The sequence below is a fragment of the Rhodococcus sp. NPDC059968 genome (genome assembly GCF_042738615.1).
GTDB lineage: Bacteria > Actinomycetota > Actinomycetes > Mycobacteriales > Mycobacteriaceae > Rhodococcus_F.
The window spans coordinates 1-21,945 of sequence record NZ_JBHWUE010000135.1; the positions used below are offsets into that span (position 1 = coordinate 1).

17 protein-coding genes are annotated in these 21,945 nt (G+C 64.2%); 11 read left to right on the plus strand and 6 right to left on the minus strand.

Features of this window, described 5'->3' with window-relative positions; genetic code table 11:
* Positions 1 to 192: 192 nt before the first annotated feature.
* From menB to ACFWAY_RS48235, 7 genes are all read left to right on the plus strand, one after another.
* Positions 193 to 1,050, plus strand: a complete 858-nt coding sequence (menB, locus tag ACFWAY_RS48205) for a 1,4-dihydroxy-2-naphthoyl-CoA synthase (RefSeq protein WP_378515742.1) — start codon at positions 193 to 195, stop codon at positions 1,048 to 1,050.
* Positions 1,051 to 1,166: 116 nt separating this feature from the next.
* Positions 1,167 to 1,952, plus strand: coding sequence for an enoyl-CoA hydratase/isomerase family protein (locus tag ACFWAY_RS48210; RefSeq protein ID WP_378455559.1), 786 nt, complete (start codon positions 1,167 to 1,169; stop codon positions 1,950 to 1,952).
* A gap of 5 nt (positions 1,953 to 1,957) precedes the next feature.
* Complete coding sequence (locus ACFWAY_RS48215) at positions 1,958 to 2,929, plus strand: EamA family transporter (protein WP_378515743.1); 972 nt, start codon at positions 1,958 to 1,960, stop codon at positions 2,927 to 2,929.
* Positions 2,930 to 4,114 (plus strand): CaiB/BaiF CoA transferase family protein, encoded by a 1,185-nt coding sequence (locus tag ACFWAY_RS48220; RefSeq protein ID WP_378515744.1) that lies wholly within the window; start codon positions 2,930 to 2,932, stop codon positions 4,112 to 4,114.
* A gap of 81 nt (positions 4,115 to 4,195) precedes the next feature.
* A complete protein-coding gene (locus tag ACFWAY_RS48225) occupies positions 4,196 to 5,005 on the plus strand; it encodes an enoyl-CoA hydratase/isomerase family protein (protein ID WP_378515745.1) in 810 nt (269 codons plus the stop codon).
* Positions 5,006 to 5,010: 5 nt separating this feature from the next.
* A complete protein-coding gene (locus ACFWAY_RS48230) occupies positions 5,011 to 5,862 on the plus strand; it encodes an enoyl-CoA hydratase/isomerase family protein (RefSeq protein WP_378455555.1) in 852 nt (283 codons plus the stop codon).
* A gap of 36 nt (positions 5,863 to 5,898) precedes the next feature.
* Positions 5,899 to 6,933 carry a phosphotransferase family protein gene (locus ACFWAY_RS48235; protein ID WP_378515746.1) on the plus strand — a complete coding sequence of 345 codons (1,035 nt, stop codon included), beginning with the start codon at positions 5,899 to 5,901 and terminating at the stop codon, positions 6,931 to 6,933.
* Between the two features lie 508 nt (positions 6,934 to 7,441).
* Here ACFWAY_RS48235 and ACFWAY_RS48240 read toward each other — a convergent pair.
* From ACFWAY_RS48240 to ACFWAY_RS48260, 5 genes are all read right to left on the minus strand, one after another.
* Entirely contained in the window at positions 7,442 to 9,166 is a 1,725-nt protein-coding gene (locus ACFWAY_RS48240; RefSeq protein WP_378515747.1) for an FAD-dependent oxidoreductase, read from the minus strand.
* Positions 9,135 to 11,318, minus strand: a complete 2,184-nt coding sequence (locus ACFWAY_RS48245; RefSeq protein WP_378515748.1) for a molybdopterin-dependent oxidoreductase — start codon at positions 11,316 to 11,318, stop codon at positions 9,135 to 9,137. Before ACFWAY_RS48245 ends, ACFWAY_RS48240 begins: the two co-directional genes overlap by 32 nt.
* Before the next feature lie 87 nt (positions 11,319 to 11,405).
* Positions 11,406 to 12,284, minus strand: a complete 879-nt coding sequence (locus tag ACFWAY_RS48250; RefSeq protein WP_378455552.1) for an acyl-CoA dehydratase activase — start codon at positions 12,282 to 12,284, stop codon at positions 11,406 to 11,408.
* Positions 12,285 to 12,304: 20 nt separating this feature from the next.
* Positions 12,305 to 13,630, minus strand: a complete 1,326-nt coding sequence (locus ACFWAY_RS48255; protein ID WP_378455551.1) for a 2-hydroxyacyl-CoA dehydratase subunit D — start codon at positions 13,628 to 13,630, stop codon at positions 12,305 to 12,307.
* A 28-nt stretch (positions 13,631 to 13,658) separates the two neighbouring features.
* A complete protein-coding gene (locus tag ACFWAY_RS48260) occupies positions 13,659 to 14,822 on the minus strand; it encodes a 2-hydroxyacyl-CoA dehydratase subunit D (RefSeq protein WP_378515749.1) in 1,164 nt (387 codons plus the stop codon).
* 421 nt (positions 14,823 to 15,243) lie between these two features.
* Between ACFWAY_RS48260 and ACFWAY_RS48265 the strand changes: the two genes are divergently transcribed.
* Genes ACFWAY_RS48265 through ACFWAY_RS48280 form a run of 4 tightly spaced genes read left to right on the plus strand, consistent with a single transcriptional unit; the run spans position 15,244 to position 20,184 of the window.
* Positions 15,244 to 16,626 (plus strand): MFS transporter, encoded by a 1,383-nt coding sequence (locus ACFWAY_RS48265; RefSeq protein WP_378515750.1) that lies wholly within the window; start codon positions 15,244 to 15,246, stop codon positions 16,624 to 16,626.
* On the plus strand, positions 16,623 to 17,438 hold the full coding sequence (locus ACFWAY_RS48270; protein WP_378455548.1) for an SDR family NAD(P)-dependent oxidoreductase: 816 nt from the start codon (positions 16,623 to 16,625) through the stop codon (positions 17,436 to 17,438). Before ACFWAY_RS48265 ends, ACFWAY_RS48270 begins: the two co-directional genes overlap by 4 nt.
* Positions 17,431 to 19,329: an AMP-binding protein gene (locus tag ACFWAY_RS48275; RefSeq protein WP_378515751.1), complete on the plus strand. Its 1,899-nt coding sequence runs from the start codon at positions 17,431 to 17,433 to the stop codon at positions 19,327 to 19,329. The genes ACFWAY_RS48270 and ACFWAY_RS48275 overlap by 8 nt, the downstream gene beginning before the upstream one ends.
* Before the next feature lie 15 nt (positions 19,330 to 19,344).
* On the plus strand, positions 19,345 to 20,184 hold the full coding sequence (locus tag ACFWAY_RS48280) for a PaaX family transcriptional regulator C-terminal domain-containing protein (RefSeq protein WP_378455546.1): 840 nt from the start codon (positions 19,345 to 19,347) through the stop codon (positions 20,182 to 20,184).
* A gap of 74 nt (positions 20,185 to 20,258) precedes the next feature.
* On the opposite strand, the gene ACFWAY_RS48285 is transcribed toward ACFWAY_RS48280, so the two are convergent.
* Positions 20,259 to 21,710: an NF041680 family putative transposase gene (locus ACFWAY_RS48285; RefSeq protein WP_378515752.1), complete on the minus strand. Its 1,452-nt coding sequence runs from the start codon at positions 21,708 to 21,710 to the stop codon at positions 20,259 to 20,261.
* Positions 21,711 to 21,945 lie beyond the last annotated feature (235 nt).

Consider the following 21,945-nt stretch of genomic DNA (forward strand, 5'->3'; position numbering starts at 1 on the left):
GCGGGGGGGGTGTTTTCCGGGCCCGCGGGGCCCGAACCCTCCCCCGCCCCCCCCCGGCGGGCCTGGGGGGGCCTGCCGTTGCCCTGCGGGCCACACCTTTTGGGCGGGGGCGCCCGGTTTCCGGGCCCCCACCTTCGGCATTCGCAGGATCGGTCGGTAACGATCGTTATCGCGTGTGCCTATGATCGCTACATGACGAACAATGGTGATACAGCGGATTTCGTGTCCTGGACGGCAGTCGGTGAGTTCGAGGACATCCGATACGAGCACAGCGGCGACGGGATCGCGAAGATCACGATCTGCCGTCCGGAGGTGCGCAACGCGTTCCGGCCGCAGACGCTGATGGAGATCTCCGAGGCGTTGGTCGACGCCCGCGAGGACTCCTCGATCGGCGTCATCGTGCTGACGGGCGAGGGACCCGACGCGTTCTGCTCCGGTGGCGACCAGCGGGTGCGCGGCGACACCGGTTACCTCACCGAGCCGGGCAAGGCGGGCGGTGTCGGCCGGTTCCACGTCACCGATCTGCAGATCCAGATCCGGCGCCTGCCGAAGCCGGTGGTGGCCATGGTCGCCGGCTACGCGATCGGCGGCGGGCACATCCTGCACCTGGTCTGCGACCTCTCCATCGCTGCGGACAACGCCCGGTTCGGTCAGGTCGGCCCGAAGGTCGGGTCGTTCGACGGCGGCTACGGCGCGGGGTTGCTCGCCGAACTGGTCGGGGTGAAGAAGGCCAAGGAGATCTGGTTCCTGTGCCGGCAGTACGACGCACAGCAGGCGCGTGAGATGGGCTTGGTCAATACCGTTGTCCCGCTTGCCGACCTCGAACGGGAAACGGTGCAGTGGTGCCGCGAGATGCTCGAGCTCTCCCCGTTCGCGCTCCGGCTCATGAAGGCGAGTTTCAATGCGGCCGAGGACGGCATGGCGGGCATTCAGCAGCTCGCCCACGATGCGAACCTGCTCTTCTACTCGACGGACGAGGCGAAGGAAGGCCGGGAGGCGTACAAGGCCAAGCGGCGCCCGGAGTTCGAGAAGTTCCCGCGCCGTCCCTGACCTTCCATTTCGGTCCGACAATTAGTATGGTTAGTTCAATACCTCATGTGAGTGGCAAAGTGTGCCGGCGCGCACTTTGCCACTCACATGGGACTGGACCGAGAAGGATGGTGTGCATGTCGGAAACCGCAACGCCCGCAGTCGCGTGGAGCGACGTCGATGCCGGCGTCATGACGATCACGCTGCAGCGCAGGCCGGCGAACGCGCTCGGGGTGCCGATCATCGACGGGCTGAACGCCGCGCTCGACGCGGCGGACGCCGACGGCTCGGTGAAGGTGATCGTCGTCCGCTCCGACATTCCGGGCTTCTTCGCGGCCGGCGCCGACATCAAGCACATGTCGTCCGTGGACGCGGACTCCTTCACCGCGTACGGCGATCGACTCCGTGGGGCGCTCGACCGGCTCGCATCGGCCGACCGCATCACGATCGCCGCGGTGGACGGCCTCGCGCTCGGGGGCGGACTCGAACTCGCCATGGCCTGCACGCTGCGGGTCGGCGGAGCGGACGCGAAGTTCGGGCTGCCGGAGGTGAAGCTGGGCCTGATTCCCGGAGCCGGTGGAACACAGCGTCTTCCGCGCCTCGTGGGCCGCGGCCGCGCCCTGGACATCATGCTCAGCGCCCGTCAGGTCCTTGCCGCCGAGGCACATGCGATCGGCCTGATCGACCGGCTCGTCGACGCCGGCGCCGCAACGGACGCCGCGCTGACGCTCGCCGCCGAGTTGTGCACGATGTCCCTGCCCGCGCAGCGCGCCGTCATCCGTACGGTCGACGCGTCGTTCGACACGCCGCTCGAGGAGGGCTTCCGGTTCGAGGTGGCCCAGGAACAAGATCTGTTCGAGAACGGAGAGGCGAAGGAGGGCATCACCGCCTTCCTGGAGAAGCGCGCCCCGCGCTTCTCCTGAACGCCATGTCGTCCGGGCGTGCCGGAAGGGGCGCGATCGCGTTCGCCCTGTTCCTCGTCTATGTGATCTGGGGATCGATCTACCTCTCGATCCGCCTGGTGATCGAAGAAGTTCCGCCCCTCGGCTCGATGGGTGCGCGGTTCCTCCTTGCCGGCGCGCTGATGGCCGCCTTCCTGGCCTGTCGCGGCGGCTGGCGGCGGCTGCGCCTCACCCGGCGGGAAGCGTCGGGTGCGGCGTTCCTGGGGGTGCTGCTGCTCGCGTGCGGCAACGGCCTGACCTCGGTCGGCCAACTGCATGGAGTTCCCTCCGGGGTGACGGCGCTCCTCGTCGCCATGGTGCCGCTGTGGATCTGCCTCTACCGCACGCTGGCCGGTGACCGCCCGCGGATGCTCGAGTTGGCGGGTGTCGGCGTGGGGCTGATCGGTCTCGCAGTCCTGGTCTTGCCGCACGGCGGCGAGCGGTCCGGGCTCCCCGTCGTCGGTGTGGCCGTCATCGTGCTGTCCAGTCTGTCCTGGTCGTTCGGCTCGTGGATCAAGCCGAGGGTCCGGTTGCCCCGAGACGTGTATGTCGGTGCGGCGTACCAGCTTCTGGCTGCCGGCGCGGCCATGTCGCTCGCCTCGGTGGCGACGGGTGAACGGCTGGACGGGGAGATTGGGCCCCGCGCGTGGGGCGCGTTCGGCTACCTCGTCGTCTTCGGCTCGATCATCGGATTCACCGCGTACGCGTGGCTGCTGCACCACGCCCCGCTGTCGCTGGTGGCCACACATACGTATGTGAATCCGGTGGTGGCCGTGGCGCTCGGGTCCGTCGTTCTCTCCGAACCCGTCACTCCCGCCCTCATGATCGGGGGAGCCGTCGTACTGATGTCTGTCGTCCTGGTCGTCAGTGCGCACGCCCGGCCGCGGAGTCGGGGGGATTCCTCCGTGAACGATTTCAAGGTATTATTATCAGACCAAAGATCGGCAGGAGGTGGGTAGATGGTGCGGGACGACTCGAAACGCTCGTTCACCGGGCCGCTGTCGGGCCTGAAGGTGATCGAAATCGGTTCGATCGGGCCGGGTCCGTTCTACGCCATGCTCCTTGCCGATCTCGGCGCGGACGTGATTCGCGTGGATCGCGCCACGGGTTCGGGGCTGGTGGGGCCGAACGGTGACTTCCGCACGGAACTGCTGCACCGCGGACGTCGCTCCCTCGCCGTCGACCTCAAGCATCCCGACGGCGCCGCGGTGGTGCTCTCGCTCGTCGCGGACGCCGACGTCCTGATCGAGGGTTTCCGTCCCGGGGTCGCCGAGCGACTCGGTATCGGACCCGACGACTGCGCGCAACGCAACGCCGGGCTGATCTACGGCCGCATGACCGGTTTCGGGCAGGACGGCCCACTCGCTCAGCACGTCGGCCACGACATCAACTACGTGGCGCTGAGCGGTGCCTTGTCGCTGATCGGGCGCCAGGGGCAACCGCCCACCCCGCCGCTCAGCCTGATCGGTGACTTCGGCGGCGGAGGAATGCTTCTCGCGCTGGGCGTCCTGTCGGCGCTGTTCGAGAGGCAACGCTCGGGGCTCGGGCAGGTGGTCGACGCGTCGATGGTGGAGGGCGCCGCACTCCTCGCGACGCCATTCTTCGGGTTCGCGCAGACCGGGGTGTGGGGCGAACGCGGCACGAACATCGTCGACAGCGGTGCCCCCTACTACGACGCCTACGAGACCGCGGACGGCAAGTGGCTGGCCGTCGGCGCGATGGAACCGCACTTCTACGCCGACCTCGTGACATTGCTGGAACTGCCCGACGACCTGCCGGACCAGAACGACCGCTCGCAGTGGCCGCAGATGAAGAAGGTCTTCGCCGACGCCGTGCGCGGCCGCACACTCACGGAATGGCTCGACGCCGCCGAGGGGCTGACGCCGTGTATCGCGCCCGTCCTCGACGTCGACGAGGCGCCGTCGCACCCCCACCACGTTGCCCGCGGCGCGTTCGTCGACGTCGACGGTCTCGTCCAACCGGCACCGGCGCCCCGGTTCAGCCGGACGGCGGCCACGGTGGACCGCCGTCCGCCGATGCCGGGGGAACACACCACCGAGATCCTGACCGACTGGGGAATCGACCCGGACCGCAGCGCCGAGTGGCTGCGTTCGGGCGCGGTGCGCGAGGCCGCAGAGACCTGACCCGCCGGGCCATTGACGTCCGGACCACAACGAAACGTGTGGCGACCACCTGGGATCGCCGAACTGAGAAGGAGTGCACTCGTGACCGAGCCCACGACATGGGAAACGTTCACGCTCGAGCGGCCGGAACCCGGCATCGCCGTCGTGACGTTGAATCGCCCCGAACGGATGAACTCGATGACGAACACCATGTTCGTCGAACTGGAGAAGGTCGCACTGCAACTGGACCACGAGCACGACCTCCGCGTCGTGATCCTCACCGGCGCCGGTAAGGCGTTCTGCGGTGGCTTCGACCTCGACGATGCCGAAGGGCTGTCGTCGATGACGCCGATGGGCATGCTCGACCAGCAGGAACTGGCCGCGCGGGCACTCACGGCGATCCGCAGTATCCGGGTCCCGGTGATCGCGGCGGTCAACGGTGCGGCCGCCGGTGGCGGGCTGTCCCTGTCTCTCGCCGCCGATATCCGGATCGGTTCGCCTGCCGCGCGGTTCAACGCGGCGTTCGTGCGGATCGGACTGTCGGCCGGCGACCTGGGAGCCTCCTGGCACCTGCCCAGGCTCATCGGTCCCGCGCGGGCAGCGGAGTTCGCCTACACCGGCCGCTTCATCGAAGCCGTCGAGGCGGAGTCCCTCGGGCTGCTGAACGCGGTCGTGCCCGCCGAGTCGCTGCTCGACGAGGCTCTCGCGATGGCCCGCCTGATCAGCGCGAATTCGCCCGCCGGAGTTCAGCTGTCGAAGCGTGCGCTCCACGCGAACATGGAAGTGTCGTCGTACGCGGCGGCGCTCGAACTCGAGAACCGTGGGCAGGCACTGCTTACTCGTGGCGACGACATGCCCGAGGCGCTGGCCGCGTTCAAAGAGAAGCGCAGCCCGAAGTTCACGGGAAGGTGAGCCAGATGACGCAGACCGATGTGCGGGAGAATACGGCGGTGCTGAGCAATTACGAGCCGCCCCAGTTGGAAACCCTCACCCTCGAGGTGCTCGACGGCAAGATCGTCGTCCTCACGATCAACCGGCCCGACCGGATGAACTCGATGGTCGTGAAGATGTTCGAGGAGTTCAACACCGTCGCGTACGCATTGCGCGACACCGACGCGCGGGCCCTGATCATCCGGGGTGCGGGGGATCGGGTGTTCTGCGCGGGCTTCGACCTGGACGAGATCGACGTGATCACCCGGATGGGTGTGCGTGAGTTCCTCCGGTTCCAGGAGACGGCGACCGGCGGGCTGGCGGCGCTGCACCACCTGCCGTTCCCGGTGATCGCCGCGATTCACGGTGCCGCATCCGGCGGTGGGCTGTCGCTCGCGCTCGCCGCCGACATCCGCCTCGTTGCACCCACCGCGAAGTTCAACGCGGCGTTCGTCAAGGTCGGACTGTCCGTCGGAGAACTCGGCACGTCGTGGCAGCTCACCCGGCTCGTCGGGCCGGGCCGGGCGGCGGAGATCGCCTACACCGCGCGCTTCGTCGACGCGGAGGAAGCCGCCCGAATCGGGCTGGCGAATCGGGTCGTGCCGAGCGAGGACCTGTTCGACGAGGCCGTCGCGGTGGCCGAGGCGATCGCGTCGAATTCCCCGGGCGGCGTCCGGATGTCGAAGCGTGCTCTGCAACGGAACCAGGAAGTGACGTCGTACGCGGCGGCGCTCGAGTTGGAGAACCGGGGACAGGCGCTGCTCACCCGGTGCGCCGACATGCCGGAGGCGCTCGCCGCGTTCAAGGAGAAGCGGGCGCCGCGCTTCACAGGGCAGTAGGAATCAACGAATGACGACACGGATGGAGGCGAGCGCATGACCTGGGAATGGACGCCCGACACGCTCGGTGCGCTGGAGACGTTCCTGCGCGAGCGCGGGATCACCGAGGGCCCGCTCACGACCGCCCGGATCGGCGACGGACATTCCAACCTGACGTTCCTCGTGTCCGACGGGGTCCGTCAGGTGATCGTCCGCCGGCCGCCGCCTCCGCCGGTTCCGCCGGGCGCCCACGACATGTTGCGGGAGGCGCGTCTCGTCGGCGGCCTCGCGGGCAGTGGCGTGCCGGTTGCGGACGTCCTCGCCGTCGGCCAGACCGGCGACGTGCTCGACGTGCCGTTCTACGTAATGGACTACGTCGCCGGTCCGGTGGTCACCATCGAGACACCGCCGGCGTTGAGCGCCCCCGCGGATCGTCGCCGGATCGGTGAGGCACTCATCGACACCCTCGCAGCGCTGCACGCGGTGGACTGGCAGGCTGCGGGACTGGGTGATCTCGGCCGCCCGGAAGGATTCAACGAACGTCACCTGCGCCGCATGGGCAGGTTGGTGGCAGGCGAGGACGGGACACCGCCGCCCGAGTTCGCGGACATCGACGCGTGGCTCGGCGCCAACGTGCCCGCCGAATCCGGTGCGGCGATCATTCACAACGATTACCGCATCGGCAACGTCATCCTCGCCCCCGATTCCCCGGGACGTATTGCCGCAGTGCTGGACTGGGAGCTCGCGACGATCGGCGACCCCCTGTTCGATCTCGGCTACTTCCTCACGTCGTATCCCGTCACTGGGGAACAGCGCACACCGACCGAGGACCTCGGTGTGGCCGTGCTCGAAGAGGGGTACCCGACGCGCGACGAACTGGCTCAGCGGTACGCGGCCGCCACCGGCGCCGACCTGTCGAACCTGAACTGGTACACGGCTCTGGCCCTGTGGAAACTGGCGGTGCTGTACGAGTACGGACGTCGTCGGGCCGTCGCCGGAGTCGGCGACGAGTACTACCGCGACGGCGCACTCGTGCGTTCATTCCTCGACGCCGCCCACCGCGCCGCAGGGCTGGCGCAGTCGGTGGTCTGACCTTCATTTCCGGAGCTGTCTCGGAAGGGATGTACGCATGAGCCCGAGCGGCTTCCTCGGCGACAGCGCCCCTGCACACAGGAATTGCGGACCTCGGGCCGCTCACCTCCGACGAGGAGGTCAGCCTGTCAACACTGGCCAGCGATGTTATAGCTTCTCACGGTTCTCTGGCACGTTTGATGGGACTCTCGGAGCAGACCGCCGCGACTGCGGATCGCCGCGCTCCGCAGTCGCGGCCGGATGGTGCTTCGCGCGGTAGTGGAGCCGCACTTGATAGGTCTGCCTATCGAGGCGATGCTGCGGATCAAAGTGGCTCCGAAGGATGTCGATGCGACGGCGCCGCTCTCGCGACTCGGCGAACGTACGCTATGCAGCGGCGTCATCCCGAAGGTGGACAGGACTTCCTCGTCGGCAGGGGCGCCAAACAATTGCCACCGAGCTGCGAACGCGGCTAGATCACGGCCCAGCCGTAGGGACGTATCAACTGCCGGCGCGCGACGGATCTCGTTCATAGAGACAGATTTTCGTAGGAAGAGGTGGTGGATGCCGCTTCTACCATGCCGTTGACATCCACGATCTTGACCCTGGGGCGTCCCGCGGGCTGCCCTGCGGTCTGTTCGACCCTGTCGATTCTCTGCCAGCCTTCGTAGTCGATCGCTTCGGGACTTCGTATTCGCACGAGATCGAGCAGCGATCGGCTGTCGCCCGTTGGAGGTGTGAGTCGTCCGTTCGCGTGGTCGTCGAGAATACGTTCGACGGTCTCGATCGAGCATTGCTTGTTCGTGCCGATCACGCCGGAGGGGCCACGCTTGATCCACCCGGCCACGTACACGCCGACCTGAACTTCCCCTGTACCCGGCTCAACAACCTGTCCGTTGCGGTTCGGGATGATTCCGCGCTCGATGTCGAAGGGAAGTCTTGGCACCGGGCGGCCTCGGTAGCCGACTGATCGCACAACGAGCCCGCACTCGAGCACATCTGTGACCTTCGTCGACCTGATCGCGGAACGATCGTTACCTTCAGCGTGCATCTCATTGCGCTGCAACCGTATGCCTCGAACGCGATCGTCACCGAGGATTTCCGCTGGGGAAGACAGATACCGCAGCGCTATCCGCCGCATCGCACCGCTTGCGGGTTGTAAAGCGAGCTCATCCGCAATCTGCGCTTTCAGGGTCGTCGGCGAGTTAGATGTCTGATCGAACTCGTTCGGCGGGTGATTCACTTCCATCGTGCTGGGACAATCGACGGCTAGCTCGACCCCGGTTGTCAACCCGGCAAGCCCGAGCAGCTCGGGTGTCGTGTATGCGGCGTGCGCCGGGTCGCGGCGGCCGACCACGACGACCTCTCGGATGCCGCTGCCGGCCAGCGCTGACAGGGCGTGGTCGGCGATATCCGTTCGTGCCAACTCCTTGACGTCGCGTGTGAGGATCCGTGCGATATCGAGCGCCACATTCCCGTTGCCCAGTATCACGGCCCGCTCGGCGGACAGGTCGAAGACGTGGTCGGCGTGATCGGGATGGCCGTTGTACCACCCGACCAGATCGGTTGCGGACACGCTGCCCGGTAGGTCTTCCCCGGGAATGCCCAGTCGCTTGTCGGCGGGGGCACCTACCGCGTAGATCACCGCATGATGGTGGGCACGGAGTTCGTCGTGGGTGAGGTGCGTGCCAATCTCGACCCCGAGGTGGAAGAACACCCCCGGGCGATCTGCCATTCGCTCGAATGTTCGCGTCGCAGACTTGGTGTGCTGATGGTCCGGCGCGACTCCATAGCGAACCAGGCCCCAGGGCGTGGGCAGCCGGTCGAAGATGTGGACCTCGACGTCGAGACCCGGTGTGGTGGTCAGCTCCTCCGCCGCGTAGCAGGCGCTCGGCCCGGACCCCACAATCGCCACCCGCAGCGGGCCGACCGACGACCCGCTGTGGTCGGGCCGTGTGCGCACGACTCGGTCGTGCTCGTACCGCGTTCGTGTCGAGTCGCTGAAATAGTGGGCGTTGAGTTCCGCGTACCGGGCGGTCGCGGGTGTGAGGGCAAAGTCCGGGACGATCGCGTCGACGGGGCAGACGTCGACGTCCGTGCATGCTCCGCAGTCGATGCAGGTGGCGGGGTCGATGTAGAGCATTTCTGCGCGGGCATATCCGGGTTCGTCGGGGGTGGGGTGGATGCAGTTGACTGGGCAGACGCTGACACAGGTCGCATCGTTACAGCACTGTTGGGTGATCACGTGCGGCATGGGCGTCGGCCCTTTCGATCGAGACGGGGATGTTGGTCATTCTCGGCTGCCCGGTGAACCGGTCGAACTTTTCGGAGATGGACACGAGGCGGCTGGGGCTGCTGCCGACCGCCCGTACTTCCTCGTCGTCATTTGTCGGTCCGTAACCGAACGCCATCGAAACCAATCCGGTTCGTAGTGCTGGATCTTTCGTTGCCACTGCGGTGATGGAGGATAGGTCCGAGCTGATTCGGATGAGTGTGCCGTCGGATAGTCCCAGCTCAGTCATATCGTCGGGGTGCAGGTACGCCGGGTTGTAGGGGACGCCGCGGTGGGTTCGGTCGATGTTGCAGGAGGAGTTGTAGACGTGAAGGTGCCGTCGACACAGGAGCCGGTAACGCCGGTCCGGCTGGGACAACTCGACAACACCGGCATGTCCTGCCAACTGTGTCAGCATCAGGCCGTTGCCGATGTCGAGGCGGTCGAGTACGTCGGGGTCGCCTGGTTGCACCTCCAGGAGGCGGGACGTCCGGGTCATGCCGTCAGGATGAGTTTTTACCTCCGACAGGGGGATTGCCGAGTCCTGTGACAGGATTTCGATGAGTTCGTCGGTTGTCCGGACGCCGTCGATCGGCCGGCGTGGAGAAGACGGACATCCGAAGGGCGATACCTCGACCGGATACCCGAGTCGTTTCATGAGCCCGTAGAAGAATCGCCATTCCTCGAGGAGGTCGGAGCCTTCGGGGCGGTTGACAACGGCGGGCGAATGCTGTGCGTAGGCCTGTCCGATTCCGTAGCCCGTTCCCCGCGCCGCGAGCGCGTCGAGAAACACGGTCGTCGACGGCGCCTCCAATGGCATCGTCGGTGCGATCACGTAATCGGCCAAACGGGCGGAAGCGGAATACCATGGGTCGATCTGGACGAACAATTCCAGGGACTCGAGCGCCTCGACCGTCTGCCGCTGATCGGGGAACGCGACGGCAGGGTTCCCTCCCCAGCTGATCAGCGCACGTACCTGCCCCTCTCCCGGAGTGAGGATCTCTTCCGGCAGCGTTGCCGTGGGCATCCCGGCTTTGGTCTTACGCAAACCACGGACACGGACACGGCCCTGCAACGCCCAATCCGCGTCCGGAGACTTGGCCTGGGCGACAGGAACGTAGGACGGGAGCAAAGTGGGTGAGGCTGAAACGGTTTCGCCCGCGCGTAGCCAGCGTCCGCACAGGGTCTCGAGAACCAGCACCAGGTACTCGACGAGTGTGCCCTCGCCGGCCATATTGGGCCCGGTACCTGCCATGGTGTAACCACGCTTCGCACCGGCGTAACAGCGGGCGGCGCAGACGAGGTCCGCACCGGCTATTCCCGCACGCCGCGCCACGTCGTCGGGGTCGAACCGGTGCACCGCGGCCGTCAACTCCGGAAGGCCGCGCACGTGCCGGGCGACGAAGTCCCGGTCGAACAAGTCCTCGTCGATGACGATCCTGATCATGGCCGCCAGAATCGCGATGTCATGCCCCGGAGCCGCTTGCAGATACCAATCGGCGTGCCGTGCCACATCGGTCCGACGCGGATCGACGACGATCAGTTTGCATCCACCGGCAAGCGTATCGAGGAGCCATTTCTTGGGTGAGCCCGCCGGAAAACCGGTGCAGGTGACGATCGGGTTGATCCCGATCAGCAGTATGGCCTCCGGTGCGTCGAAACCTTGCGATGGAGCTGCCCAGTACCCGAGGAGGGACTGCGCGACCTGCTTTCCGCCCTTGTCGATGGTATTCGGATCGAACCTCATTTCGGATCCGAGGGCATCGAATAGGGCGTTGTGCAGTGGGGCCGCGGTTGGCGCGGTGGTGATGTGGGCCATGGTCCCGGCGTAGCTGGCGATCGAGCGAGGCCCGTGGCGGTCGCGGATGTCCGCGAGTTTGGCGGCGATCTCGTCCATTGCCTTTTCGGCCGGGAGGCGAACGTGGCCGTCGGGTGTCCGCACCAACGAGTGCACGAGACGATCGGAGTGGCGGAGGTATTCGTGCTGTGATCGTCCTTTGACACAGGTGTAGCCGCCGTACACCTGATTGCGGCTATTCCCGTGGATCGCGGTCGCGACCCCGTCGTCGACGTCGACGAGTATCGAACAGTGATTGATGCAGATCCTGCAGAAAGAGTTTCGCGTATGCTTCACAAGTCTCCCTACATCGGGGGACAGAACTCGATCGTCGAGGTGTCCTGGAGCAGCGATGGTCTGTTCAGCGGGCTGATTGTGGCCGCGTCATGACATCCGTACGGTCGGCATGTGCAGTTCGGTCGAGCCATCACAGTTTCCGCACGAGTGCGCAGTCTGTCCGGTGGGCGAGAGCTCGACGTCCGGTCGTGAAACCACGGTGCCGGACGTCTCGAGCGCGAGAAGCGCTGCACCGTAGGCCCCGGTGATCTGCGGGTCCGGCGGCACGTCGACGCGGACACCCAGTGCCGAGCTCAAGAAGTGAACAGCCGCAGCATTCTTCGCGACCCCACCTGTCATCACAACCGGTGTCTTCTTGCCTACCTGAGCAACCAAACCAAGTGTCCGAGCCGACACCGCTCGGTGGACGGAAGCGGCAATGTCTGTCCGCTCGGACCCGCTTGCGAGCAACGACACGATCTCGGTTTCGGCGAAGGTTGCGCACATGCTGCTGACCTCCAGGTTCTTTTCACCCGCCATGGCGAGGCCGGCCAGTTCGTCGACCTCGCATTCGATCGCCCTCGCGAGTACCTCGAAGAATCGCCCAGTGCCGCTGGCGCATCGGTCGTTCATCGCGAAGTCGTCGACGAGACCATCTTCGTCCACGGCGATGACCTTGCTGTCCTGCCCACCGATGTCGACGATCAATCGGACACCCGGGCACAGTGCTGCCACACCGCGCGCATGACAGGTGATCTCGGTGAACGTGCGCCCGATGTCCGGGACGAGTCTGCGACCGTAGCCGGTGCTGATGGTGGCCGTGAGCTGCGACAGCGTCACAGAGGCTCGATCGAGTGCGTCGTCGATGGCCCGACGCATTCCAGCTCGGCTCACGGCCCCCATCTGGATGGCGCTCGCGCCCAGGAATGCTCCGGACTCGTCGAGGATGACGGCTTTGGCAGACGTCGATCCCAGGTCGACGCCCATGAAGTATTCCGTCACGTCGATCAGACCCGGCTTCGGCGGACGTCGATGCCCTCAAGCATGGCGGCCAGGCGGCTTTCGAGGATCTCGTCCTTGTAGAACGACGCGTCGGCGACGTCACCTTCGAAGAACATCGAAGGGATGCCGAGTTCTTTCTGCGCCGACTTCGCGAGCAGATGCTGTGGGTTGGTGAACGCGCGGCAGGTACGGGAGGCGTGGAAGACGATTCCATCGATTCCGTAGTCGACGCAGTCGCGGTTGGTGAGGTGCTTGAGCGTCTTCACGCCGTGGTTCGTCGGGCACAGCAGATAATGCTGAGCCATTCCGAGAATCGGATCCTCAGTGTCGATGAGGTGCGGTTCTTGCCAGAACGCATTGTGTGTGTACCTTCCGCAGACCACGGCGACATCGGCGTCGGCGAACTTGCGCGACAGCCAGCCGAGCTTGTTCCAGTTCATGATGCCGTCGAAGTACATGCGGTAGCGCTCGTTGCGGACGCCGGGGATGGCGTGGTCGAGACGGTACTGCACTTCGGCTTTGACGTCGGCGAAGTACTGGACCAGTTCCGGCCCGGCGGGCATGAAGTTGATGTGCGCGATGCTAGCGATCCAGTCCCAGTAGGTGGCTGGTGTCGGGGCGGCGCGGCACAGCGCCATTGCTTCGCGCCGCAGTTCCGAGGCGCGCTTGATGTAGGACATATTCTGCCGTAGGGCATCCCAGTCGAATGGTCGGCCTGTCATTGTCTCCAGGAAAGCGATGAGCTTGTGCAGTTGATCGGCCACATAACGCGATGCCTGCTCCCACTCCTCACCGCGAAGGTAGCCGGCGTCGGGCTTGTTGCTCGGCAGGAAGGGGAGGGAGACATTGAAGATCGGCACCTGTTTACCGAAGACTCGATACGAAATTTCGTCCCACTGCTGGCCGGTGCTGCATCCTGCATACGCATTGACGAAGAAGTCAGGTGCAGGCAGGCGTGAGGCGAGCTGCTGTTGGTCCACAAGACCGACGATGCCGTTCTCGTCCTCGGACCTTGCCTGTTTGGTGAGTACTGCACAGCCGAGGTGCGTTCTCGCGTATGAACACAACTCACCGATGTACCCGTACTCCTCCCCAGCGAGCTGAGCCGGCTTCTCGAGCTGTTGTGCGGCCAGGCGTGCCGAGAACGCTTCTCCGTGGCACCACTCGAGGCCGGCGGCCTGGAAGATCGGGTTCACGGCTGAGCCGTTGTACCAGACCACCTGCTTACCGCGTTCCTTCGCCGTGAACAGGTTCTCCCAGTAGTCGCCCACCATGTTGGTAGCGGTCGGGATGACTATCTTGTTGGAATTGCCGAGCGTGGGTGCTGACACAGTAGTTTCCTCCGAAGGTAGATGGGTGCTAGACGGTGGACAGTTGCTTGCGTCTGATTCGCTCCACCAGCGCTTCCACTCGGGTTCGGATGGATTCCATCGGCAGACCCTCGTGTTCTGTTTCGATCAGCAATAGTGGAATCGATTTGGCTTCCAATGCTTTCCGTAGCTCGGGATAGAAGAGCATGTGGGGTTCGCAAAATTTCGCCATCAGCACGATGACGCCCTGCGCGCCGCTCGCGTAGACGGAATCGACGAGGAAGCGATCCCAGTCGGCTTCGTGTTGAACCCGCGTCGGGCAGGGTACGGCGGTGTTGCGCCGGAGGTACACCGATGCGAGGGCTTCGAGTGGGTCGCCTATGGCTCCTATATCCGTTGATACGTACCGAGTTCCGTGGAAGAGGTCGTCATCGACAACGATGGCTCCGCAGTCCTCGATGAGGTCCAGCAGTTCCGGTTTCGGGGCGTGGCAGAAGTGTCCGGACAGGTGGACGCGGATGCGATCGTTGCGGGGCACGAAGTTGAAGCTTGCTGTCACCTGGCGCAGCAATTCCGAGTGCTCCTCCTTGTCCATGATCATGCTGGACTTGACGAGAACCTGGAGCTGGGCGGATGTCAGCGCTGCATCGCCGGAGCGCCTGTTCTCGAAGATTGTCCGCATCAAGCGACGATTGGTATCGAAGATGTCGATGCTTCGCGCGAGATCCGCGTCGGAGATCGTACGATGCGCGAACCTCTCGAGCTCGCTGCGAAAATCTTCCATTTTGCCCAATACCTGCGGAAATGCCCATTCATCGCTCATCGATGACATCAATTGGCCGAAGTAGACCGGCTTGTCCGACTCGTCCTCGCGCACCACATCGATTGCACCCAGCAACTGGATGCAGTGGTCCGCGTGGAAGAAGCCGTCGTAGACATTCAATCGTCCGAGTGCTGCCTGATCGGCGACGTTGCGGGTGTAACCGCAGTTGAACTCGCCCAACAGATTTCGGCCGACCGTGATTGGCTCACGGTCTTCCTGGATGATCACGGGAAGTACGCCTGCGGCGTGCGCCAGTTCGGAAGGGAAGTTCATCGGAAACACTCCGAGTGCTTTTCGCCCGGTAGTTCTTTTCCATTGTGCGACATAGTCGGTCGGACTATCGGCTACGGCACTCATGGTGAGCATGGCCTGTGTGAACGTCGACGGCATGGTTTCTCGCCCGTCCTTCTCTCGTGTAGCTCATGGCGCTGGACCCAGGTACGTGTGTTCGGCTGTGACGTACCCGACAGAAGTGATCATGCATCCAATTTGCACAACTTGCAACTAAATGTGTCGGAAAATGTACAACGTTGCAGCTAGATGGGGTACTGTAGCGAGAGTGGGGCGGTCGAAGTCAGGGTGGGCGACTGGGGTCGTGAAAGGTGGGTGCGGTGTGCGGTCACTGGGTCCGCGGGTGGAGATTCGTGGAAGATGCTGGCGCCCAACGGACCTCGTCGAAATTTCTCTGAAATGCCTCTTGACGAGATCCATATCACACTCTATGGTCGTACCATTCACAGCCCGGCCCACAAGCGATGCCGCGGTCGATTGCGCCGCGACCCGTCCTCTTCCAAGAGTTCCAGGAGAAGAAATGTCTTCGTCCCCGCCTCTCGACATAGTCACGCCACCATCGAAAACCACATCGCGACGCGCGTCTCTCGCTGCCTTCTCGGGATCGGCGATCGAGTACTACGACCTTGTCGCCTATGGAACTGCCGCGGCCCTTGTCTTCGGCGACCTCTTCTTCCGCGACGTCAGCACCCACGTCGCACTGTTGCTGTCCTTCGCCACCTTCGCCGCAGGATATGTGGCTCGCCCACTCGGTGGGTTGCTGTTCGGCTACATCGGTGACAAGTACGGTCGCCGGACCGCAGTGCTACTCACGATTTCAGTGATGGGCACCGCGACCGTGTGCATCGGTCTGCTGCCGACATACGACTCGATCGGTTCGTTCGCTCCGGTCCTGCTGGTCGTCCTACGTGTCCTGCAGGGACTCGCAGTCGGCGGTGAACTGGGCGGGGCGGTCCTGATCTCGGTCGAACACGCCCCGAAGAACAAGCGTGGTTTCTATGGCAGTTTTTCCACCGCAGGCGCGCAGGGCGGCACCCTTCTCGCGACGATCGTATTCGCGATCGTTACTCTGATGCCGGATGATCGGTTCAGTTCGTGGGGTTGGCGGATTCCATTCCTGCTCAGTGCCGTCATCGTTCTCGTCGGCATGCTGATTCGCCGCGGTCTGGACGAGACACCCGACTTCAAGCAGAGTCAGGCCGACCGCGCTACCGCGTCCGCTGGTGCGTCTGCGGTCAAGCACAATCCGATTCGTGACGCGCTGTCCAAGCATCCGATGACGATCCTCGGTATCACGTTCATCATGGCAGGGATGATGTCCATCTGGTACGTCATTACCGTGTACAGCCTCAGTTACGCCGTCAACCAGTCGGGTATCCCGCGAACGAGCATGCTGTGGGTCGTCTCCGCGGCGACGCTGGTCGTAGTCCTCATGAACCCGGTGTGGGGAGCGCTCTCCGATCGAGTCGGTCGAAGTCGCCTCATCGTCTTCGGTCTGCTCAGCGAGGCCGTACTTCTGTTCTTCTACTTCGCAATGCTCGGCGTCGGCAACCTCGCTCTGGTGTTCGTCTCGCTGATCCTCGTTGCCGGTCTGGGGCACGCAGTGGTCAACGGAATCTTCCCGGCCTTCGTCGTCGAGAGCCTGCCTGCCGCTGTGCGATACACCGCAGGATCATTCGGAATGCAGCTGGCTGCACTGGTTGCCGGCTTCGCACCGCTTGTGGCCACGGCTCTCGAGCCTACCGCCGGCGGCGTCTGGACGGTCTGTGCGCTGTGCCTCGCACTGTGCACGCTGGGCGCGTTCAGTGCAATCTACATCGTCAAGATCTATGCTCCGCGACAAAATTCGGCCATCACGGAGACAACTCAGCCATCTTCAAAGGAAACGAGCAGCGTTAAATGACTCACTCATCCGACACACCGCAGCCGTCCGCACAGGGCGGATACGACTTCTCCGGCTCAGGCATCCTCATTGCGGGTGGGACGTCCGGCGTGGGTCTCGCCACTGCGCGATACTTCGCCGACGCCGGAGCGGCGAAGCAGGTACTGGTCGGCCGCAACGAACTTCGCGGTAAGGACGCACTCGCTCGACTTGGAGAGACCAATCCAGAATGCGACGTATTGTTCGTCGCCGCGGATATCAACGAGGCCGGTGCAGCGGACGATGTCGTCCGGCAGGCGCAGGAGCATCTGGGCGCGGTCGACATTCTCGTCAATTCGACTGTCGCGCAGTACCAACCCACGTTGCTCCACGACATTGAACCTGAGAAGTTGATCGATATTTTGGTACAGCAGGCAATCGGGCCGATTCTGATGAGCAGGGCCGTCGTGCCCGTGATGCGTTCTCTCGGACACGGCTCCATCATCTCGATCGCCTCCGATGCAGCGAAGGTCCCGACACCCGGCGAGACCGGAATCGGTGCCGCGATGGCAGCGATCGTGACGTTCTCGCAAACGCTCGCCGTCGAAGCCAAGAGGTACGGCGTTCGCGTCAACGTTCTGACGCCGTCGCTCATCGTCAACACTGGATCGTACGACCGGGCCATGAATGCCGAGTTCAGCAAGAAGATCTTCGACAAGATCGTCTCGCAGGCTCAGCTGGGTCTCACCGAACCCGAGGATCTGGCCAATGCGATTCTGTTCCTCGCGTCTCCGCTCTCGCGCAGAATCACAGGACAGGTGATCAGTGTGAACGGAGGTATCTCCGTTGTCTGAGGTCAGCGAGCGTGGGCCATTGGTGCGCCATCGGGTCCGGTCGCGCGAGGACATTCTCGACGTGGAACAGCAGCGGCACGAGCACCTGCTACCCGGCTCGACGATCCACGCGTGTATTGCAGAATCGGCTCGTCGGCACCCGAGCAAGAGCGCGATCCTGCACCTCGAGGCCCCGGACTTCATGACGCCCACCCGAGAGGTCACCTACCGCGAGCTGCTCGTAGCAGTGAATGCGTCGGCATCGGTGTTCCTCGAGCGTGCTGCGGGTGCGCCGAGTGTGGTCGCAGTGATGGTGCCGATGGTACCCGAGGGATTGTTCGCCACCTGGGGTGCTCAACGGGTGGGCAGGGCCGTGCCGTTGAATCCATTCTTGGAACTGGCTTCGCTTGTCAATATATTGAATCGCACTGCCGCGACCGTTCTGGTCACGACCGGCGAAATCCTTCGGGAACGCGGGGTAGATGCGGCTGTGGTACTGGCGAGTGTTCCGACGCTGAACGATGTCCTTCTCGTCGACGGTGACAACAGTACGTTCAACGCAGCATTGGCAGAACATCGCGGCCGCATCGTGGATGTCGAGGACGATCCTCAGCGGGATGCAATGGTCATGCCCACCGGCGGTACGACGGGCGCGCCGAAGTTGGTGCGCATGTCGCAGTGGGGCCAACTCGTCGTTGCGTGGAACGTCGGAGCGCTGATGGGCTCCGAGGAAGACACCGTCATCGGCCACGGAATGCCGAACTTTCACTGTGGCGGAAGCATCGCACTCGCCCTGAGATCGGTCGTCTACGGACAGACCCTGCTGACATTGACGTCCGGAGGCTTCCGGTCGCGGGACGTTGTCGAGAACTTCTGGGCCATCGTCGAGCGATACCGCATGACGTCGACGATGGCCACACCGACGACGGCATTCGCGATTTTGAACGCGGAGACCGCACCCAACGGCCCGCCGACGTTGACGGACTTCAACGTCGGCGGTAGCACGGTTTCGACTGCTCTGATCCGGGCGTTTCACGCTCGGTTCGGAGTATGGTTGCGCGAATGTTGGGGAGGCACAGAGTTTCACGGCACGATCACGGGCCATCCGAACGATGGTGTGGAACCGCGCGTGGGTTCGGCCGGTCGGCCCTTGCCGCATTCCCAGGTGCGCGCTGTCGTCCTCGACATCGACGGTCGGTGGAGCCGTGACTGCGAACCGGGGGAGCACGGAGAATTGCTGATCGGTGGCCCGACTGTAAGTCCTGGATACCGTGATGCCCATCTCGATGCCGGATTCTTCGTGGCCGATGTGCCCGGCGGGAGTGTGTGGGGACGGACGGGCGACCTCGGCACCGTGGACGACGATGGATTCGTGTGGGTGTCCGGGCGCAGCAAGGATCTGATCATTCGTGGGGGTCACAACATCGATCCCCGTGATATCGAGGAGGCGCTGGGCTCGCATCCGGCTGTCGAAATGGTGGCTGCGGTGGGTCGGCCCGACCAGGCGAAGGGGGAGATGCCGGTCGCTTATGTTCAGCTCAAGGCGGGGTCTGTCGCCGAATCCACCGAACTGTTGCAGTTCTGCCGAGAACATGTACAGGAGAAAGCGGCTACTCCGGTCCATGTCACGGTGCTCGATCGGCTGCCGTTGACCCCGGTCGGTAAAATATCGAAGCCCGCGTTACGTGCACTTGCTCTGAAAGAGGAAGTGCACAAGGTCGTCTCGAGCTCGAGCCGGGTGCCAGTAGTCTGTGATATCGCGCTCGATGACACCGGTTTGCGCCGAGAAGTCACCGTGACGCTGACGCCCGAGTCGGCGTGGAGCGTCGACATCGAGTCGTTGGAGGACAAGTTGGGGGCCTACGAGTTCTTCTCGCGGGTCGAAGTGAGTACATTTGTTGCGAGACAGTAGGAGGATTCGTTGATAGTGTCCAATCGACTCGCTCTGCAGCCACTGCCGCCGCCGAGTGCGCGGTCGATGCTGTTGACGGTCATTGGTGAATTTCTGTACGACTCCGAAGAAGGCGCCTGGACGGCCGCGCTGATGAAGGTGCTCGGCGGCATGGGAATCGAGGATCACGCCGCACGGCAATTACTCTCGCGTGCCGCGTCCGCCAAGTGGATCGTACGTGAGCGTATCGGTCGCGGGGTGCGCTGGCATCTCGCAGACCACGGTCGCGCGTTGGCGGCCGACGGCATCAAACGGTCGCATGCGTTCCTTGACGGTCCGACGCCATGGGACGGCGAATGGCTCGTGCTGACGATCACGGTGCCGCAACGCAAGAACTCAGTTCGTAACCGTCTCAACGGAGGTCTGGCCTGGCTGGGAATGGGCAATCCCACTCCAGGAGTGTGGGTTACACCGCACGTCGACAGGGCGCGAGAACTGAGCGAATTGGTTTCGACGCTCGGTCTGTCCGAATCGGCACTCATTCTCACCGGCAATCTTAGCCCGGGAGGGCTGGGCAACCACGAGATCGTTGAGCGAGCGTGGGATCTGACCGACCTGGCCGACAGTTACCGAACACTGCTCACACAGGACGGCGCATCCGAGCCGCGCGACGACGATGAACTGCTACTTTCCTACATCGAACTGGTTAGTCTGCAACAGAGGTTTATGAGGCTTGATCCACAACTGCCCAAGGAACTGTTGCCAGAATGGATCGGTCGTGATGGCGCTGTGCTGTTTCAGCGTCGCCGCGAACAGTGGTCAGCGAAGACCCACGCGCACTGGCTCAGGGTCGTCGAGGCATCCGCACCGAAATAGCCGCAGTAGTGTTCACTAGGCCGAAGTTGCGGTAGCTCTCGGCGGAGATTGCATGATCGACCTGAGCTTGTTTTTTAACCTGGGCAGGCGGCCCCGACGGGTTTTCTCGCTTTGGTTTCGGCGCGTTTGCCCACGTGGTGATGCGGTGCGCGGTGGGTGTTTTTCGATCCGGGTGGGCGTCCGGGTCCGGGTCGACTGGGTTTCGGTGCACTGGCCGGAACGGGCATCGTCGCGCGGGTGCGCGAAAACCCTCGACGAACCCGTGCCGGCGTCAATCGTGTTGGTGGGACGGGCCGTTCCCACGGGCGGCGTAGGTCCTCGGCCAGAGGACGGGCGAGCCGGAGTTGGGCATAGGCCACCAGCACGATCCAGGTCCAGCGGTCGGCCGCCTCGGGACTGCGGAGCCGAGGTGCGGTCCACCCCAACGTCTGCTTGAAGAATCGGAAGGTGTGCTCGAGATCGAAGCGCCGCAGAAACAGCTGCCACAACCGGTCGAGATCGTCGGCACTGACGCCCGGGTCCGAGCACCACAGCCACACCGGGGTGGGATGCCGGTCCCCAGGAAGGTGGTCGACGGTCAAACGGATCACCGTGCCTTCCACGATCGGTGGCGGCCCCGGATGCTGAGCCCACGAGCCACGATGAACGAGTCGCGGGTGCAACCGATTCCACGCCGAAGCGGAGGCTGTGCCGTATCGGTCCGTCTCGGTGCACGAGGTGGTCTCGGGTGCAGGCCACGTAATCGGGTCGGCGAATCGAAACTCGGGGCCGTGCCGGGGTGGGCGCCCAGTACGGCCCGGTGGCGGCGCCGGGAAGCACAGCACCCGGTCCGAACGCATCCGACCCAGCACCTGCACCGGGAGATCGGCGAGCACGAACGCCAACCGCGCCAACTCGTATCCGGCGTCGAACACCAGCAGAATGTCCGGGTCGCCGTCGCGGTGGTGCCCGGCCTCGCGCAACCGCGTGATCACTTCACGCACCTGGGTCGCCGTCACAGCGGTTTCGTCATCGTCGGGGCGCAAGCGGACCGCGTCGAGCACCGACGTCCACGAGGTACGCCCGGTCTCGAGTGCGGCGACGAACGAGTACGGCCACCCCGGGATCAGCTGCGCCTGATTCTTCCCGCGCCCGTAGACGTGGCAGAACCCGCGCTGCGGACTCGTCGGCGCATCCGGGCGCAACCAGGCACTGACATCGACGGCCAGAACGATCCGGCCGCCACGATCACACGGGATCGTCAGCCCGCCAAGGGCGCGGCGCAGCCGAGTGAAATCTACTCTGCCGCAGTTAATTGCGTCGTACAAGGCGCCGTGACCGCGCCGATGCTCGGCGGCCAGTGACAACTCGACCAGGGTGCGAACCGCGGTGCCGGAACACAGCAGCGCATCGGTCAACTCGAACAATGCATCACCTCGGGTCGGAAGACACCGGTAGAACTCTTCGCGGAACGACACCAGGTCGACACGCGGATCGGGGACCGATTCTTCCCCGACCGCCCACCGATCGGGCACACTGATACTCACGGCCACCGCCTGTTTTCGTCTCGAAAGTTCTGTGGAAGGAACCTCAAGATGATCAGGCGGTGGTCGCCTCATGCCGCGACGACACGCCGAACAACACAAGCACCAACTGCCCCACGCGATGGCCGAGGTTAAACGACAAGCTGAGAAGACGACGGAAATCGATTCGGAAATGTAGCCACTAATACTGCGTGTCGTTGCGGTGTCTCAACCGATAATCGATCTAACATGAAGACAT

Excerpts from the sequence above, each read along its gene's own strand:
- menB (WP_378515742.1), top strand. The coding sequence starts at position 193 with ATGACGAACAATGGTGATACAGCGGATTTCGTGTCCTGGACGGCAGTC.
- ACFWAY_RS48210 (WP_378455559.1), top strand. The coding sequence starts at position 1,167 with ATGTCGGAAACCGCAACGCCCGCAGTCGCGTGGAGCGACGTCGATGCC.
- ACFWAY_RS48215 (WP_378515743.1), top strand. The coding sequence starts at position 1,958 with ATGTCGTCCGGGCGTGCCGGAAGGGGCGCGATCGCGTTCGCCCTGTTC.
- ACFWAY_RS48220 (WP_378515744.1), top strand. The coding sequence starts at position 2,930 with ATGGTGCGGGACGACTCGAAACGCTCGTTCACCGGGCCGCTGTCGGGC.
- ACFWAY_RS48230 (WP_378455555.1), top strand. The coding sequence starts at position 5,011 with ATGACGCAGACCGATGTGCGGGAGAATACGGCGGTGCTGAGCAATTAC.
- ACFWAY_RS48235 (WP_378515746.1), top strand. The coding sequence starts at position 5,899 with ATGACCTGGGAATGGACGCCCGACACGCTCGGTGCGCTGGAGACGTTC.
- ACFWAY_RS48240 (WP_378515747.1), bottom strand. The coding sequence starts at position 9,166 with ATGCCGCACGTGATCACCCAACAGTGCTGTAACGATGCGACCTGTGTC.
- ACFWAY_RS48250 (WP_378455552.1), bottom strand. The coding sequence starts at position 12,284 with ATGGGCGTCGACCTGGGATCGACGTCTGCCAAAGCCGTCATCCTCGAC.
- ACFWAY_RS48260 (WP_378515749.1), bottom strand. The coding sequence starts at position 14,822 with ATGCCGTCGACGTTCACACAGGCCATGCTCACCATGAGTGCCGTAGCC.
- ACFWAY_RS48265 (WP_378515750.1), top strand. The coding sequence starts at position 15,244 with ATGTCTTCGTCCCCGCCTCTCGACATAGTCACGCCACCATCGAAAACC.
- ACFWAY_RS48270 (WP_378455548.1), top strand. The coding sequence starts at position 16,623 with ATGACTCACTCATCCGACACACCGCAGCCGTCCGCACAGGGCGGATAC.